Source organism: Corynebacterium durum (assembly GCF_030408675.1).
Taxonomy (GTDB): domain Bacteria; phylum Actinomycetota; class Actinomycetes; order Mycobacteriales; family Mycobacteriaceae; genus Corynebacterium; species Corynebacterium durum.
The window spans coordinates 459,747-476,300 of record NZ_CP047200.1 but is presented as its reverse complement, the minus strand read 5'-3'; the positions used below and the strand labels follow the sequence as shown (position 1 = coordinate 476,300).

Annotated in this window: 16 protein-coding genes; 4 read left to right on the top strand and 12 right to left on the bottom strand. The window is 57.6% G+C overall.

Annotation, left to right across the window (positions count from 1 at the left end):
• Position 1 precedes the first annotated feature (1 nt).
• Positions 2-1,384, bottom strand: coding sequence for an FGGY-family carbohydrate kinase (locus tag CDUR_RS02165; RefSeq protein ID WP_179418812.1), 1,383 nt, complete (start codon positions 1,382-1,384; stop codon positions 2-4).
• 234 nt (positions 1,385-1,618) lie between these two features.
• Here CDUR_RS02165 and CDUR_RS02160 point away from each other — a divergent pair, with 234 nt between their 5' ends.
• Entirely contained in the window at positions 1,619-2,578 is a 960-nt protein-coding gene (locus CDUR_RS02160; protein ID WP_179418811.1) for an alpha/beta hydrolase, read from the top strand.
• 158 nt (positions 2,579-2,736) lie between these two features.
• Here CDUR_RS02160 and CDUR_RS02155 read toward each other — a convergent pair whose 3' ends face one another.
• Positions 2,737-3,897, bottom strand: a complete 1,161-nt coding sequence (locus tag CDUR_RS02155) for a GuaB3 family IMP dehydrogenase-related protein (RefSeq protein WP_179418810.1) — start codon at positions 3,895-3,897, stop codon at positions 2,737-2,739.
• A gap of 12 nt (positions 3,898-3,909) precedes the next feature.
• Positions 3,910-5,436 (bottom strand): IMP dehydrogenase, encoded by a 1,527-nt coding sequence (gene guaB, locus CDUR_RS02150; RefSeq protein ID WP_006062954.1) that lies wholly within the window; start codon positions 5,434-5,436, stop codon positions 3,910-3,912.
• A 205-nt stretch (positions 5,437-5,641) separates the two neighbouring features.
• Here guaB and CDUR_RS02145 point away from each other — a divergent pair, with 205 nt between their 5' ends.
• On the top strand, positions 5,642-6,013 hold the full coding sequence (locus tag CDUR_RS02145) for a DUF5319 domain-containing protein (RefSeq protein ID WP_040359520.1): 372 nt from the start codon (positions 5,642-5,644) through the stop codon (positions 6,011-6,013).
• 65 nt (positions 6,014-6,078) lie between these two features.
• On the opposite strand, the gene CDUR_RS02140 is transcribed toward CDUR_RS02145, so the two are convergent.
• The 4 genes from CDUR_RS02140 to groES form a co-directional block, all read right to left on the bottom strand.
• Complete coding sequence (locus tag CDUR_RS02140) at positions 6,079-7,191, bottom strand: hypothetical protein (protein WP_179418809.1); 1,113 nt, start codon at positions 7,189-7,191, stop codon at positions 6,079-6,081.
• Between the two features lie 2 nt (positions 7,192-7,193).
• Entirely contained in the window at positions 7,194-7,757 is a 564-nt protein-coding gene (locus tag CDUR_RS02135; protein WP_040359516.1) for a sigma-70 family RNA polymerase sigma factor, read from the bottom strand.
• A gap of 322 nt (positions 7,758-8,079) precedes the next feature.
• Complete coding sequence (groL, locus tag CDUR_RS02130) at positions 8,080-9,696, bottom strand: chaperonin GroEL (RefSeq protein WP_006062949.1); 1,617 nt, start codon at positions 9,694-9,696, stop codon at positions 8,080-8,082.
• A gap of 12 nt (positions 9,697-9,708) precedes the next feature.
• On the bottom strand, positions 9,709-10,008 hold the full coding sequence (groES, locus tag CDUR_RS02125; protein ID WP_040359513.1) for a co-chaperone GroES: 300 nt from the start codon (positions 10,006-10,008) through the stop codon (positions 9,709-9,711).
• Positions 10,009-10,667: 659 nt separating this feature from the next.
• On the opposite strand from groES, the gene CDUR_RS02120 reads away from it, so the two are divergent.
• Positions 10,668-11,507, top strand: a complete 840-nt coding sequence (locus CDUR_RS02120) for a YwqG family protein (RefSeq protein WP_179418808.1) — start codon at positions 10,668-10,670, stop codon at positions 11,505-11,507.
• 4 nt (positions 11,508-11,511) lie between these two features.
• Here CDUR_RS02120 and tsaD read toward each other — a convergent pair whose 3' ends face one another.
• From tsaD to tsaB, 3 genes are read right to left on the bottom strand one after another with little or no spacing between them, the layout of a single operon-like run.
• Entirely contained in the window at positions 11,512-12,564 is a 1,053-nt protein-coding gene (gene tsaD, locus CDUR_RS02115; protein WP_179419178.1) for a tRNA (adenosine(37)-N6)-threonylcarbamoyltransferase complex transferase subunit TsaD, read from the bottom strand.
• Between the two features lie 50 nt (positions 12,565-12,614).
• Positions 12,615-13,076 (bottom strand): ribosomal protein S18-alanine N-acetyltransferase, encoded by a 462-nt coding sequence (rimI, locus tag CDUR_RS02110; RefSeq protein WP_179418807.1) that lies wholly within the window; start codon positions 13,074-13,076, stop codon positions 12,615-12,617.
• The gene (gene tsaB / locus CDUR_RS02105; RefSeq protein WP_179418806.1) at positions 13,076-13,726 is read right to left on the bottom strand and encodes a tRNA (adenosine(37)-N6)-threonylcarbamoyltransferase complex dimerization subunit type 1 TsaB; all 651 of its coding nucleotides are present in this window, start codon (positions 13,724-13,726) and stop codon (positions 13,076-13,078) included. The genes rimI and tsaB overlap by 1 nt, the downstream gene beginning before the upstream one ends.
• A 124-nt stretch (positions 13,727-13,850) precedes the next feature.
• On the opposite strand from tsaB, the gene CDUR_RS02100 reads away from it, so the two are divergent.
• On the top strand, positions 13,851-14,813 hold the full coding sequence (locus CDUR_RS02100; protein WP_179418805.1) for a putative endonuclease domain-containing protein: 963 nt from the start codon (positions 13,851-13,853) through the stop codon (positions 14,811-14,813).
• Between the two features lie 123 nt (positions 14,814-14,936).
• Here the strand turns inward: CDUR_RS02100 and tsaE are convergent, their stop codons facing one another.
• Together tsaE and alr are read right to left on the bottom strand one after the other, a co-directional pair.
• The gene (tsaE, locus tag CDUR_RS02095; protein ID WP_179418804.1) at positions 14,937-15,437 is read right to left on the bottom strand and encodes a tRNA (adenosine(37)-N6)-threonylcarbamoyltransferase complex ATPase subunit type 1 TsaE; all 501 of its coding nucleotides are present in this window, start codon (positions 15,435-15,437) and stop codon (positions 14,937-14,939) included.
• Positions 15,427-16,524: an alanine racemase gene (gene alr / locus CDUR_RS02090; protein ID WP_179418803.1), complete on the bottom strand. Its 1,098-nt coding sequence runs from the start codon at positions 16,522-16,524 to the stop codon at positions 15,427-15,429. Before alr ends, tsaE begins: the two co-directional genes overlap by 11 nt.
• Between the last annotated feature and the right edge of the window lie 30 nt (positions 16,525-16,554).

The following is a 16,554-nucleotide window of genomic DNA, read 5'->3' as shown; positions in this document are numbered from 1 at the left end:
GTTATGACGGCGTGTAGACAGTGCGTACAGTGCGTGCTCGTTCGATGTCGAGGAGCGCGTCTCTGTCGTGGCCGCAGAGTTCAAGTTGTGCGAGCGCCGACCCGAAGGGGGTGGCGTCTCGGGGTCCTGCTGCGACGGGGATGCCGCAAGCTTGGGCGGTGAGCTTGCAGAGAAGTGTGTTCTGCGCGCCTGCGCCGATGAGCCTGATGCTGGTGATGCGCTTTTGTATTGTTTGTTCCAGGTTTGCGACGGTTGTGGCATGTGCTCGTGCTAGTGAGGCAGTGACAACGCGCATGATGAGCGCCGGATCGTCGCAGCTCTCCCCCAGTCTATCCACGCCGTGGTGCCGCAGCAGCCTGGCAATGTGTTCCGGATAGTTGCTGATACCCGGCGCGGTGATGTCAATGGTGATGCCCGGGTCGTAGTGCTGAGCGGCTTGAGCGGTGAGAATCGCCACATCAGAGGCGCGTCCTTGGTCAGCGAAGACGGCACAGCAGTGTTCTAGGAGCCGCAGGCCGGGAAGCACTCTCTGGAGCCGAGTGTGTCCATCTGTGCAGTTGTCATTGTTGAAGTGCGCGGCGAAGGCGGTGTCGCCGAGCTGCGGATTATCGGTGACACAACCAACGAGAGAGTCGGCATCGAAGGATATGAAGGCTTCGCCATCAACGAGTCCGAGCCCGTGCACTGCGCAGGCATTGTTGTCAGCACCACCACGCACCACGGTGAAATTGTCTAGTCCGGGTACGGTGACGGGGCCGACAACCGTCATGTCTGGTGATGGTTCCCCCACGCAGTGCTGTGGAATACCCAGAGTGTTGAATACCTCGGGTGACCAGTGCTTACTTCCTGGTTGGGTGAGGCCAGTGCCGGAGAGAATGCTTCGCGACCACCCCATAACCCCCGTTAACTGGTAGACGATGTAGTCAGGGATGGAAAGGACGGCGTCGATACGCGAGCGGTCCTCCGGGTTGCTGTTCAGATGTGCATGGAGGCGAAACGCCGTTGCAGTGGGCGCGGGCTGCACTCCAGTGAGGGTGAAGAAGTCCCGTGGGTTGCAGGTCACCTTCCCGGGTTGAGCTGGATATGTGCTGGCAGAAACGATGTCACGCTGCGGGGTGAGGCACACGTAATCGCCACCGCAAGCGCTGATAGAGACGGTGGCCTTCGCGCTACTGAGCTCTAGGTTGACGATGCGCAAGCCTGCGATGATTTCGGTGACAAGATGGTTAACGGAATGTGTGCTGTGGCGGTCCGAATGATGCTCAAAGCGGTGCACTTCTGTTGTGCTCAGACTCCCCCCGCTGAGAGTAACGATAACCATGCGCCCAGCGTCCGGAGTGATATCCACAACCACCACGTGGGAGGTTAGTGAGGGTGTATTCATAAGGCAACCCTTATGTGCCCAGTGGGCATTATTGTCTCTCTTTCACATTGTTCTAGTGGCTTGAGCTGAGTTTTTCACGGGTTAGCTAACATCGCAAGCACATGTGATAAATAATGAGGAGTTCGCCCGACGCAACACCCCCAATAAGCGGTAGCACATGAGCGCCACAATCCGTTATCGATAAATCAAGATCTATAGGTGCGTCTTTTCTTTATATAAACTAACCTAGATAACATGGTCCGACGCATCACGACAATGCTGTTTGCCGCGCTGACGTTCATCGGAGTTGTGGCAATCACACCAACAGCCTCCGCTCAGGACGGCCCTCACCTAGTAAGCACCGAGCGTATCGACGCCCAGTTCCTGCGCATCCACGTCTACTCACCGGCCCACAACGCCGTGATCCCCAACGACATTCTTGTCCCCGAAGGCAATGCGCCCCGCCCCACCCTCTACCTTCTCCCCGGGTACTACGGCGGAACAGATGGACTGACCTGGGCAAACACCACTGATTATCGAAGCTTCTTCCGCGACAAAAACGTCAACGTCGTATCCCCCATCGGCGGCAAAGGCTCACTCTACAGTGACTGGTACCAGGACGACCCCATCCTCGGTCGCAACAAATGGACTACCTACCTCACCCAAGAACTCCCCTCCGTGATTGACCGCGAATTCAACGGAACCGGTCGCGATGCCGTTGCAGGACTCTCCATGTCCGGCGGACCTGCCCTTGATATCGCGGCCCACAACCCTGGCAGGTTTAAAGCCGCAGCCACTTATTCCGGTTGCCCCATGAGTTCCGGTGTTGTTGGCTCACCTCTAGCTGCGGGTCTTGTTCTTGGCACCGGCGGAAACATTGGAAACGCGTGGGGACCACCCTGGGATCCCGCATGGGCCGACCACGACCCCAATGCCCAGCCAACCCGACTCCGCGACGTTGCTGTCTTCGTGGGATCTGCCTCCGGCGTACCCGGCGAGGTTGACGGAAACCACTACAACGTTGGGCTATGGGGCGGGCCGCTCGTGGTTGAAGGCGCAGCCAACGCCTGCTCAGAGCACTTCACCAACAACGCCCGCGCGGCTGGCGTCAACGTAGACCGCTTTTATGCCCCGAACGGTGCCCACACTTGGCCGCTTTTCGAACACCAGCTACGCACCTCCTGGCGAACCATCGCCCCCGCTATCGGCGCGTAGGCCAACCAGCAAGCACAAAAATGAGATGTTGTGTACCTGGGAGTGGGCCTACATGACAGGGGTAAAAGTGTGCTTTGAGCATAAGCACACTGTGCAGAACTGATCATTTTCCAGGGTATTTCTTGCGGTTCGGCAGATGATGGACAGCCCTGCCAAACCTATTCCCCGCGAATAGCCAACTGCACCTTCTGGAACTTCTTTAGATCGGTGTAGCCACACTTGGCCATGGCACGCCGTAAACCACCCACCAGGTTCAGTGCACCGAATGCGTCAGCGGACGGCCCATGAAGAACAACCTCCAAGCTGGGGCGTTGATCAGCCTCTTCATACACACGACCTGGCGCAGGTTCCACAACGCCGCGCGGGAATCGGGGATGCCCTGCCACAGCAGGCCAGTAATATCCTGGCGCGGCGGCCTCGCTGGCCTGTGCAAGCGGTGCCCCCAACATCACAGCGTCGGCACCACAGGCGATGGCCTTAGCCACGTCGCCTGAGGTTTCAATCTCGCCGTCGGCAATAAGATGGACGTAGCGCCCGCCTGTCTCGTCGAGGTAGTCGCGCCGAGCCGCCGCAGCATCGGCAATAGCGGTGGCCATCGGGGCATCAATACCCAGCGCAAGATCGGTGGTACTGGTTCCGCCGCCGATGATGATGCCCGCAGCACCAGTGCGCATGAGGTGCAACGCAGTGGTGTAGTCGGTGACTCCGCCCGCAATGACGGGCACGTCGAGTGATCCAATGAACTCTTTGAGATTGAGCGGTTCCCCGTCGGCGGCGACATGCTCTGCGGAGATGAGGGTTCCTTGAATGACCAGAAGTTCCGTACCGGCTTTGATTACTAGAGGTGCAAGCTCGTGAGCATGCTGGGGTGATACCCGCACGGCAACGGTGGCCCCGGATGCTCGTACTTCCGCGATGCGTTCAGTGAGCAGGTCTTCGTTGATGGGAGCGGAGTGAAGCTTCTGCAGCACAGCGACGGCTTTAGCGTTGTTGAAGTCGTAGCCACCGTATTCATCGACGGCGGCGTTCAGGACCTCGGCAATGGCGGCATCCAGGTCCGCATGCCTGCCCCACATGCCTTCCGCGTTGATCACGCCCAGCCCGCCTTGCCTGTGCATTTCCATCACAAACTCAGGGCTCGCCAAGGCATCGGAAGGGTGGGACATAAAGGGAATGTCAAAGCTGTAGGCATCAATATTCCACGAGGTATCCACATCTTTGGAGGAACGAGTGCGGCGAGACGGGACGATGGCAATCTCGTTGAGGGAGTAAGAGCGGCGGGCCTCGCGGCCGATGCCGAGTTCGACGTTGTTACGCACAGTGGTCCTTAATCAGCGCTGGTAGTAATTGGGGGCTTCGACAGTCATTTGAATGTCATGGGGGTGGGATTCGCGCAGCCCTGCCGCAGTGATCTGCACAAAGCGAGCGTCGTGAAGTTGCTCGATGGTGGCCGAACCTGTGTACCCCATCGCCGCGCGCAGGCCGCCAACCAGCTGGTGGGTAATGGCATCGATGGAACCGCGGAACGGCACTCGTCCCTCAATGCCCTCAGGCACAAGCTTTTCCTCGCTCTTCACATCCGCCTGGAAGTAACGGTCCTTGGAGAAGGAGCGCTTCTCGCCGGACAGCCCGCGCCCCTGCATCGCGCCCAGCGAACCCATGCCGCGGTACATTTTGTACTGCTTGCCATTGACGACGACCGTCTCTCCCGGAGCCTCTGCCGTACCTGCCAGCAGTGATCCCAGCATGACGGTGGAAGCACCAGCAGCCAGGGCCTTGGCAATGTCGCCGGAGAACTGCATGCCGCCGTCGGCAATGATCGGCACGCCCGCTTCCTTCGCGGGCACAGCGGCCTCCATGATGGCGGTGATCTGCGGTGCGCCCACACCTGCGACGACACGGGTGGTACAGATGGAACCGGGACCGATTCCCACCTTCACGGCGTCAGCACCGGCTTCAATCATGGCTTTCGCCGCAGCGCGGGTGGCCAGGTTGCCGCCGATCACATCCACACGATCGCCGAATTCCTTCTTCACCTTGGACACCATTTCCAGCACGCCTTTATTGTGGGCGTGCGCGGTATCCACAATGAGCACATCCACCCCAGCATCAGTCAGCGCGCCAGCCCGGGACCACGAATCGGCACCCGTGCCAATGCCAGCCCCCACCAGCAGCCTGCCCGACGCATCCTTCGAGGAATCGGGGTACTGTTCGGTTTTCACAAAGTCTTTGACTGTAATCAGGCCCACCAGCTTGCCCGCATCATCAACAATGGGAAGCTTTTCCACCTTGTTAGAGCTGAGCAGGTTCAGGGCGTCTTTCTTAGACACTCCCCTCTTAGCCACAACCAGAGGCATGGCCGTCATCACGTCAGCGACCGTACGGGACATGTCCGGCTCAAAACGCATGTCACGGTTAGTGCAAATGCCCACCAAGGTGCCGTCGCTATCCACCACCGGCAGGCCAGAAATGCGGTATCGGGCGCAGAGGGCATCCACCTCGCCGATTGTCATGTCGGGGCTGCAGGTAATTGGGTCCGTCACCATACCCGATTCGGAGCGTTTCACCAGCTCCACCTGCTGGGCTTGGTCTTCAATGGAGAGGTTGCGGTGCAACACACCCATACCACCTTGCCGTGCCATCGCGATAGCCATGCGTGCCTCGGTCACGGTATCCATTGCTGCAGAGATCAGTGGAATGTTCAAACGAATATTACGGGTTAACTGCGAGGACGTATCCACTTCGCTGGGAATAATCTCAGATGCATCTGGAAGCAGAAGGACATCATCAAAGGTCAAACCAACCAGGGCAACCTTATTCGGATCATCGCCACCAGTGGGGACATGCATATCGGTCATAAAACCGTTTCCTCCTACTCAACAACACTATGTATTTAAAGAAATGCTCTTCAACGCCAAGATATTCCCGTTATAATCCCACGCGCGGAGGCATGATGTCATCTAGAGTAGCCGCAGCCACCCCGTTTGCGGGAACTGCAATACGGGAACTTCGGAATGATATTACTTGTTGCCCGGCACAGCCACAGCAATTATTGTTGCTGTTGTGAACTTCGACCCCCTCATGCCTCAGGATCCCTTCGCAGACGACCCGAACGATCCTGCTGCGCTGTTTGACACTGAGGAGCCCATGCCGCCCCTCAGTGACGAAGACCGCCGACACATTCTCGAAGACATGGAGCTGGTTGCGCAGTTCCGCGCGGCACTGGAACCCCGAGGGGTACTCGGCATCTTCTTCATGTGTGAAGACTGCCAAGAAAACCACTACTACGGCTGGGACATCATGGAAGCAAACATGCGCGCCACCCTGGCTGGTGAGCTTAGCCCCGTGCACGAACCCAGCGCCTGCCCCGCTGTTGAGGCATACGTGCCCTGGGATTACTGCCTTGGATACGTTGATGGGCTGAACGCTTCTTAAAAGAACTACCTAGAAGCTGTCCAGCCCATACTGCGGGGGCACATTACCTACCCATAAGCCTTGTGTTACGGATCGCTGCTTCCAGCGTTCGCTCCAGGCTGCGATGGCTCATTGCTGCTTGGTTTCGGCACGGAACTGATATGCCGTGGCGGCTGATTACTCTGGTTATTATTCTGCGCACCTCCGCCATCACCCGTGGTGCTTGCCGGTGTACTGGTAACAGCCGTTGAGGGAGCCGACTGTGGCAGCGGATTAGTCGTCGGCGCCACCTGCGAAGCCCCGCCGCCGCTTTGATTTTGGTTCTGGACCACACCATTTGGCCCAACCGTAGCCGTAACTGTCACCGTCACCGTGGGCACAGGCTCCGACTCAGACGTGGGTGGCGTTGTCGAGGTGGGCGGGGCTGCGGTCACCGTCTGCGTGGAAATGCGCTGCTCCGATTGATCAATGTCGCGGCGCAAGGTGGCACGGTCCTTAGAGTTAATCTCCTTGATCAGTGATTTTGCCTGTTCCAGCAACGCCAAAGCACCATCAGTATCGCCCTTGGCATTGAGGTTATCCACCTGCTCCAGGGTGCTTGCCAATTCCACGACCGCTGCGTGATCACCAAACAGCTTGGTATTCAGCCCCCACAGGAACGATCCCGGCTGGGAGTTGTAGATAGCCGCGCCACTGCCAGCAATCACCAAGGTTGCTGCGGCAGCACCGATCAACCCAGACATGAACGCGTTGATACGCGGTTTACGACGCCGTGATTCCAGCGGAACCACGTCCGCCACAGCACTATCGTAATCGTCAACCTGATCCTTTGGTTCTGCCTGCTCAGTGCGGTCAGCGTACTCCGCTCCACCTTCGAAATAATCATCAGCATAGCCGTCATCAGCAGAAAGGTCCGGCTGGCGGTCCAGCAGCGATGCGGCATCGGTGACTGGTTCGAAGATCTCCGTCGCGGCATCAAAACGCCCCATGAACGCATTGTCAATGGTCGGCGGCTCTGGTGCTCGTGAGTAAATAACCTCATCATTGAAGGAGAGGAGAAGCTGCGCGAGCGGGTCCTCTCCCTCGGAAGGGTCATGTCCTTTAGAGAGCTCGGTGAGGAAGACGTCGGTGTCGAACAACACATCATCAGTGTGTTCGGCAAACGCGTCGTGGTCCCCGCCGGGGCGGCGTTGATCCATACCTATCGCTCCTGCCCATCTAAATTTTTCCGGAGCGATGCAAGTGCTCGATGTTGAGCAACCCGCACAGCCCCGGGGGTACTGCCTACAATCTCCGCAGTTTCTTCTGCGGAGAGGCCAACGAAAACTCTCAAAATAATGACTTCTCGTGCCTTTTCACTTAATGAATCGAGAAGAAGTCGCACTCTGTTACTTCCATCGCTGACCAGTGCATATTCTTCTGGCGTATCATGTTCCAGCGCGGTTTCGGGAACATCTTCGGTCGGATTGGACATTTCCCGCGACAACGCACGATGCGCATCCGCTACTTTATTCGATGCAATGCCGTACACAAAGGCCAAAAACGGACGACCGCGGTCAACGTAATTTCCCACGGACATTGCCACCGCCAGACAGATTTCTTGTGCCACGTCTTCAGCGGTGGGATGCCTCCCGCCACCGATTCGTGCACGTGCATAACGCAGAACAATTGGGTGAATAATAACCATGATGCGTTGCATCGCGGCGCGGTCACCGCCGGCAGCACGGGGAACTAGGTCAGCTAGTTCACGCTCCGACTCGTTCACCCTGGAACCTGTTCCCTTCACTCGCAGACTAAGATCTCCTATACACTTGTTGAGAAGCATCTTATGAAGACCTGAGCACAGTACCTTAGATTGATCCTCCATTTTACAGAGACTTGACCCACGTTACATCGTTGTCGATTGGTTAATCGTTTCCGTTGTTCAACAACAATTCCATACATGAACAGGGAAAACACCCATAATCCCAAGAAAATATAACATAAATCACATGTGGCACGGGTGGTGGTATGACGTTTCCTATATCCACTACATTCCCCACAGCAAAGGCCCCAGGCGGTCAATCCTGGGGCCTTTGGTCTATGCACTAGTGGTGATGATGTGCATGACCAGCGTGAGGTTCTTCCTCAGCAGGTTTCTCCACCACAGATGCTTCTGTGGTCAGCACCATACGCGCCACCGACGTGGCATTGACCACTGCCGAGTGAGTCACCTTCACAGGATCAATAATGCCCTGTTCAATAAGGTTCCCATACTCCAGGGTGGCGGCGTTGAAGCCGTCACCATTGGGCAGTTCAGCGGTACGTGCCACAACGACAGCACCGTCCACACCCGCATTGTCCGCAATCCAGTAGGTCGGCTTGGTCAGGGCGCGAGCCAAGGCAAGCACACCCACCTTCGCATCGCCCTCAAAGCCCTCAGCAAAGGTGTTGAGTTCTTGCGCGATCTGTACCAGTACAGATCCACCACCGGCGATAACACCCTCTTGAGCTGCGGCTTTCGCAGCGTTGATGGCATCTTCGACGCGGAGTTTGCGCTCCCCCACCTCAGTCTCGGTTGCAGCACCCACCTTGATCACGGCAATGCCGCCAGACAGTTTGGCCAGGCGTTCCTCAGCCTTCTCACGATCCCAGGTGGAGTCGGTTTTCTCGATCTCACGGCGGATCTGGTTGCGGCGATTCTCCACATCCTCAGCGCTGCCGGCACCGTCAACGATCACCGTCTGGTCCTTGGTCACTGTCACGCGACGCGCTGCACCGAATTCAGCGATAGTCACCTCGCTCAGGTTCACACCCACCTCGGGGTCCACAACAGTGGCGTTGGTAACCACGGCAAGGTCATCCATAAATGCTTTACGACGATCGCCGAAGTACGGTGACTTCACAGCGACAACCTTCAGCGTCTTCCGAATGGAGTTCACCACCAGCATCTGCAGTGGCTCACCCTCAATATCTTCAGCCACAATCAGGACTTGCTTGCCGGACTCAACAATCTTCTCCAGCACAGGCAGGAAGTCCGGGAGCGAGGAGATTTTGTTGCGAACAAGAAGCACCAGGGCGTCGTTAAGCACGGCCTGCTGGGCATCAATGTCGGTGATGAAGTACGGGGACAGGAAGCCCTTATCAAAGGACACGCCCTCGGTAATGTCCAGAGTGGTCTCCATGGTCTGAGATTCCTCGACCGTGACCACGCCATCCTTGCCCACCTTCTCCATTGCGGCGGCAACCATGTCACCGATCTCGGGGTCGCGGGACGAGACCGTAGCAACATTAGCAATCTCAGTGGGGTTGGACACCTCTGTCGCACGCTTCAGAAGCTCCTCCACCGTCTTATCGGCGGCGGCAGCAATACCACGATTCAGTTCAATCGGGTTGGCACCGGCGGCTACGTTACGCAGGCCCTCTTTAATCAGCGACTGTGCGAGAAGCGTCGCGGTCGTGGTGCCGTCACCAGCCAAGTCGTTGGTCTTCACCGCAACGGACTTCACCAGCTGGGCACCCAGATTCTCGAACGGATCTTCCACGTCGATATCGCGGGCGATGGTCACACCATCGTTGGTGACAGTCGGGCCACCAAAAGCCTTGTCCAACACCACATTGCGACCACGAGGGCCGAGAGTGACCTTCACAGCATCGGCCAGCGTGTCCACACCGGCCTGGATGCCTTTACGGGCCTGCTCATCAAAGGCGATCAACTTTGCCATATGTGAAGCCTCTTACTTCTCAACAATGGCGAGGATGTCACGCTGAGCCAGGATCAAGTACTCCTCACCCTGGTACTTGATTTCAGTCCCGCCGTACTTGGAGAAGATCACCACGTCGCCTTCCTTGACATCCATAGGAACGCGCTCGCCCTTCTCATCAAAGCGGCCAGCACCCACAGCAATGACCGTAGCCTCCTGAGGCTTCTCCTTCGCGGAATCCGGAATAACCAGGCCGGAAGCGGTGGTGGTTTCAGCCTCATTAATCTGGACGAGGATCTTGTCCTCAAGGGGCTTAATGTTAACGTTCGACACTACAAATTCCTCCATGTGATAGTTGCCATCATGTGATGGTTGGCATTGCGCCGGTTGCATCTGCCAGCACAGCTGTCGTCGCGGGTGAACAGCTGCCCTGTTTCACACAACCTCTTAGCACTCTACCCCCGCGAGTGCCAGCCCCTCAACTATTTACGTACTACCCACCTGCATGTTCGCTAGCCGCAAACACGCGGGACGTGGACCTCATGGAAGTTCATTAAGCGGGGTCCAGCAGTGTGCCCTGATGACACCCCCAACCCCTCCAACACAGCTAAGGCCATGCCTAACACCCCCACAGCACCGAAAAGAATAGCCACTTCATAAGTGAGACTTCACTAATTACTCATGCAAAATCCATGCAATAATCAGATCAACAACCTTGTTGCATAAAATAATATACTGCCGTCCGTAATTTTCCATTTAATGTTGATACGTACATCTATTTCTACCTTGTGATTCCTGGCATCATTTCCCCAGTTCAAAAGCGAAAAATCCCCCTTGGCCCCGCGACTATAACGCCATTATTTTTCACTAAAACGAGCATACCAATAAGGAAAAAAGATCCCACCTACTATATGCCAGACCCCACAAACACAAACAACATAAAAGCTGGTAGCATGACTACTACATTCTGTTTTTGATCACTAGGAGAAACCGTGGACAACACCGTGTTAACCGTAGACCTCACCCCGGAATTTGCGCCTTTCCTCCCACTGCTCGAAGGGACTGCCCGCCGGACCACGGCCCTTCACCTCACACCCAGGCATGACGCCAATCCCCACCTCACAGGTTCCCGGGTGCGCGGACCGGCTTTTATCAGTCCGTCCTACCCGTGGCCCACCGATGGTTGCGGCAATCCGCTGTTCTTCCTCGCCCAAATTAACCTCGCCGAACTTCCTGAACGCGACGGCATCCCAACCAGCGGCCTGATCCAGTTTTTCATCGCAGACGACGGCGACATGGGACTCGGCGGCTACATGCTCGATGCAGAACAGTGGCGCGGCCACCTCGTGCGTTATATTCCCGCCGACGAATTTTCCCACGGACATGCAGAAACAGACTCCCCCGCTGAGGATGGCGTTATTGACTCCCGTGGCTATTTTGACCTGGACGGCCAGCTCTACGACCAGCTGCCCACCAGCCGCGCCTACGAGTTCATCGCCCATACCCGCCGCCACGGTTTCGACTTTGACACCGATGACGGCCTGGATCTCTCCGAGCTCCTGGACTCACAACACCACACCATCTTCGGCGGCGGCTGGATTTACCTATGCGAAGACCTTTTCCAACAGACGCATCACGCGCCTGCACCCACAGACCCCCACCACCCCGACTCGGGGTACATAGTGCTCTTCCAGCTGGAATCCTACTTTGGAGACCACTCTGCCGCGGCCTTCATGCTTGCCGACGGCGGCGTGGCTCGCTTCTACATTCATCGCGACGACCTGGCCGCTCTGGATTTCAGCAAGGTCATCTACGAGTGCGAGTCATCCTAAAACCTCACAACTGAGGCACTTCAACCTCCAGCGAGGAATCAGTCCCCACGCCCAGGCTGCTGGGTTCCGCCCCTGCGGCCACGCGCTGAGCCGCCAACGCGGCGACCATCACGCCGTTGTCGGTGCACAACCGGAATGAGGGCACGCGCAGCTCAATCCCTGCGCTGCGACAACGATCCTCCGCCAGCTGACGAAGCCTAGAATTCGCCGCCACTCCCCCGCCGATCAGCAGCACTTTCGCCCCTACATCCTGACAGGCCCGCACCGCCTTGAACGTCAGAACGTCGCACACGGCTTCCTGGAAGGACGCGCACACGTCCTCCACGGAAATCACCTCGCCAGCGCGCTCGGCAGCCTCAACATACCTGGCCACAGCGGTTTTCAGACCAGAGAAGGAAAAGTCGTGTCGGGAATCATCGCGGCGCATCAGGCCGCGAGGAAAATTAATCGCTTTTCTATCGCCACGCTGCGCCAACCGATCCACAAGTGGACCACCGGGGTACCCCAACCGCAGCAGACGTGCCACTTTGTCGTAGGCTTCGCCCGCGGCGTCGTCAAGTGTGGACCCCAGTTCCTTCATCGGTGCACCCACCCCGTCCACCTCAAGCAGCTGTGTGTGCCCACCCGACACCAACAGTGCCACAGCGTGCGGCAGGGGCTCACCTTCCAGGTTCGCCACAGCAACATGCCCACCCAAGTGATTCACGCCATAAAACGGCACGTCCCACGCCGCCGCATACGCCTTCGCCGCGCTGGCCCCTACCAGCAACGCACCCGCCAAACCAGGTCCAACTGTCGCTGCCACAACATCCGGCTTATCGACGCCCGATTCCGCAAGCGCCGCCCGCATCACCGGCCCCATCGACTCAAGGTGCGCTCGTGACGCGATCTCTGGGACAACCCCGCCGAAACGGGCGTGCTGCTCCATCGAACTAGCCACCTGATCAGCCAAAATCTCCAACCGGGGTTCTTCGCCATCGCCATAGGTGACGCGGACAATGCCCACGCCTGTTTCATCACACGAGCTTTCCACGCCCAGAACGACCTTACTTGGCATGCTCACAACCCCAACTATTCAGCACCAACACCAACGGATGAACGATACCATCACTTCCCCTGCGACGGCCTATGCATAGTAAACGCATCTGCACCCGATGGTTGGTAGTAATTCTTGCGTGTGCCCGTCACCACGAAACCAAGCGACTCATACAGGAAGATAGCGGGGGTGTTATCGGTGCGTACCTCCAAAAACACCGGACCGTTATGCCGGTCCGCCACCGCCATCAACTGCTCCATCATCGCGCGGCCAATGCCCTCGCCCTGGTGCGCGGGATCCACGCCGATGGTGTGAATTTCAAACTCGGGGTCATTCCGAGGGCCAACCATCGCCAAGCCCGCGTAACCAATGAGGCGGTCCTCGTCGTCAAACGCGCCGATATACAAGTTCGACGGATACGCAAACTCACTATAAAACGCTCGCTCAGACCACGGATCCTCACCGGAGAACAGCACTTCCTCCAGCTCGGCGCAGCGCACCGCGTGACAATTCTCCAGGCGACGAAGCTCCATCACTGCCACTCCACATCCGGCACAGCCGAACTCGGTGGTCTCGGCTTCGGTTCCTTCACGTCGGGGCGTCGCAAATACAACGGCACCAACGGCTGCGGAGAACTATCCAGATCCGCCACAGCCACCAACGACGCAGGTGAGGGATCCAGATCCACCCGCTGGGCGCCTTCTATTGAGAGTTTGTCAGCCAGGTGCTCAGGTACATTCACCATGTGGGCTTGCGGAAACGATTCCGCAGGGGACTGCACGCTGGGCCCCTCGACACGACGCCCATCCTGATACCACGCCCAATACACCTCCCGACGGCGAGCATCCGTGGTGACCAGGACCGTCGGGGCGTCGATACGCGCGGCAATGGCATCCAGCGAACACACACCGTGCACCGGAACCCCCAGTGCATCACCGAACGCGGCGGCCGTGGCCATACCGACGCGCAACCCCGTGAACGGCCCTGGACCGCAGCCCACCACAATCGCGGTGACGTCCTGGAACGTGGCATCCACCTCCGCCAAACACTCCTGAACGCACGGAACCAGACGTTCCTCCTGCTCACGGCACTTCGGAAGAATACGCTCGGCCACCGTCACGCCGTCGCGGACAAGCCCCGTGACCAGAGTGGGCGTGGACGTATCGATTGCAAGGATCAGCACAAGATAGCAATTCTAGTCGTGTTATGAGCTGACGTAATGATGCCAACCTGCTCCCTGTGGATAACCTAAGTTCTCCACAGATGTCGCACACTACTGCAGAAAAGCTATTTCTATACGGGGTTTCATGGTAAATATGAGCGCCTTGCCGCAGCTAAAACCCATAAAAATAAGTGATCTGCAACAGCGCTATACACGAGCGCACATCACACAAAACTATGACCGGATTGCCCATGGAGTGGTTATCACCAAAGCAGAACAGACTGCAGATGCTCCTTTCCAGCACGACATCATCAGCCGCGCGCGGGCACATCATCTCAATAACCCCAAAGCAATAGTTTCCCATTGGGCCGCTGCTGCATATGCGGGACTTACGTATTGGGCGAATGAGGCTCAGGTGACACTGCTTGTAGAATCCGGGCGCCATACATCCCACTCACGATTGCAACCTCACCGGCAAGCAAAACCCGCAGCCACTGCTACATGGACCCCTGATCCGGCCTTTCCCATGCTCCGTTGCGTCACGCCAGCATTGGCCACAATCCAATGCATCAAAGATGTTGTACGCGGTAATCACACATGGTTCGTGCACCGTGTTCCTGGATTAGCCCCTGAAGAAATCCGCTCCATTCAACTCATTGATGCAATGCGACGGTGCACAGGCATCACTCCATACGACGTTTTAAGCTCTGGCTACGGCATTATTTCAGCTCGGATGCTACAAAAGCTGATCTCTTTGTCCGATCCTCAGGCTGACTCTCCGCAAGAAACCACACTCCGTTTGATCGCTTTCCAGGTGCATGATGGCCTGAGCACGCAAATCCCAATCTATGCAAGGTTTCCCGAGGGCGGGTACCCACGGCTACTTACTCAGCTCGACGCTGGGTGGCGCGCATATAAGGTAGGGCTATTTTACGACGGCATTCATCATCTTGACCGCAGACAACGTGACTATGACTCCATGGTCACCATCCAGCTACACAACATGGGATGGGATACGCTCCGCATCACACATGGGATGCTCTACAACGCCCGCGAACTGCAACGCAACATCGCGGCAAGGATTAATGCAAGGAAAAGCATGCCTTAGGACTGGTTGTCATGTCTTCCTCGAGTTGCCGGATCGGGTTCCTGTAATGTTTGCTCATCAAACTGCTGCTTTTAGACGCTAAGAACGACAATTTGATGAGCAAACATTATGGTCAATTAGCGCCTACCCCTCAACCCACTCCCAGGAAATAATGCGCGCCTCCGATTCGGTGTTCTCGCGCACGGCGGTTTCCCTATCAAACGTCACTTTCAGATAGGAGGACGATAATTGTTCAACAAGCCCTCCGCCCCACTCGGCGACAACAACAGCATCATCCAGCTCGGTGTCCAAATCCAGGGAATCCAGCGCCCCCAATGGATCAGCATCCACAGCGGAAGGGTCTTCCCCCAAAAGCCGGTAGGCATCCACATGAATCAGCGCAGGACCACCCACCACGGAACGGTGTTCGCGCGCGATCACAAATGTTGGGGACGTAACCCGGCCTTTGACGTTCAGCCCCCGCGCGAGACCTTGCGTGAATGTCGTTTTGCCCGCGCCGAGCGGCCCGTCCAGAATCACCACGTCGCCTGCTTCCAGGGCACAGCCCAGTTGCGAACCGAAAGCCTGGGTGTCAGCGGCCGTTTCAAACCGCCGCTCACCACGAGTCGGAAAATCAGCTTTCATGGACATCCCCTCCCTTAAACTTCCGCACCGTTCTCCCACTCGGCCTGCAGATAACCTCATAGTTGATGGTGCCAAGCCCTTCGGCAAGCTCGTCGGCGGTCATTTCGCCCTGCTCACCGGAGCCAAAAATCAGTGCTTCATCCCCGGCACGCACGCTGGCCTCAGCACCTAGCCACACGACGATTTGATCCATGCAGACGCGCCCTACCTGCGAGTATCGCGCACCACCAATGGTGACAGAGAGCGCATCCTGCGCAGTCCTGGGCAGGCCGTCGGCGTAGCCAACCGTAATCACAGCGGTGTATCCGTTGGAGGGTGCGCGCCAGGTGTGCCCGTAGGACACCCCCTCTCCTGCTGTGATTTTTTTCACTACCGACACGCGCGCGGCCCACGTCATGGCGGGGCGCAGGCCAACATCCACCCCTGGAATGGGAGATAGTCCATAGCAGGCGAGTCCTGGTCGGATCATCTCAAAGTTCAGATCTGGTCGGGTGAGCGCTGCCGGAGAGTTGGATAGGTGGTTGGTGGGCACGTCTAATTCACAGTCACGCGCCACCGCAATAGCGCGTCGGAATACGTCTGCTTGCTCGTCTACGCTGGGATCACCTGGTTCATCGGCACATGCGAGATGGGAGAACAGGCCGGTGACGGCAATGTTCGGGGCGTCGTGAAGCAGCCGGAAGGTGTCGGCCCAGTCGGCTTCGTCGATGCCGGAGCGGTTGAGACCGGTGTCTATTTTGGGGGTAACCCGCAGATCCAGCCCCGAGTTGATGGCGGCGCGGGCGTGCTCGGGGCTGGGTATGCCGAGTTCGATTCCTTTGATGAGGGTTTGTTCCGGCCGCCACATCCACGCGAGGATGGGTTTGTCAATACCCCCGTCCAGCAGCTGCTGCGCCTCTACCAGCGTTGCCACCCCGAACTGGTCCGCACCATTGCGCGCCATGACATGCGCGGTTTCGACGGCACCATGGTTGTAGCCGTCGGCTTTGACCACGCACATGAGCTGCGCCGTGCCCGCGAGTTTTTTGAGCACGCGAGTGTTGTGCGCAATGGCGTCAAGGTCAATGGTGGTGGTGAGCAAGTCCATGGTTAGTTATTGTGCCATTTCACAGCGGAT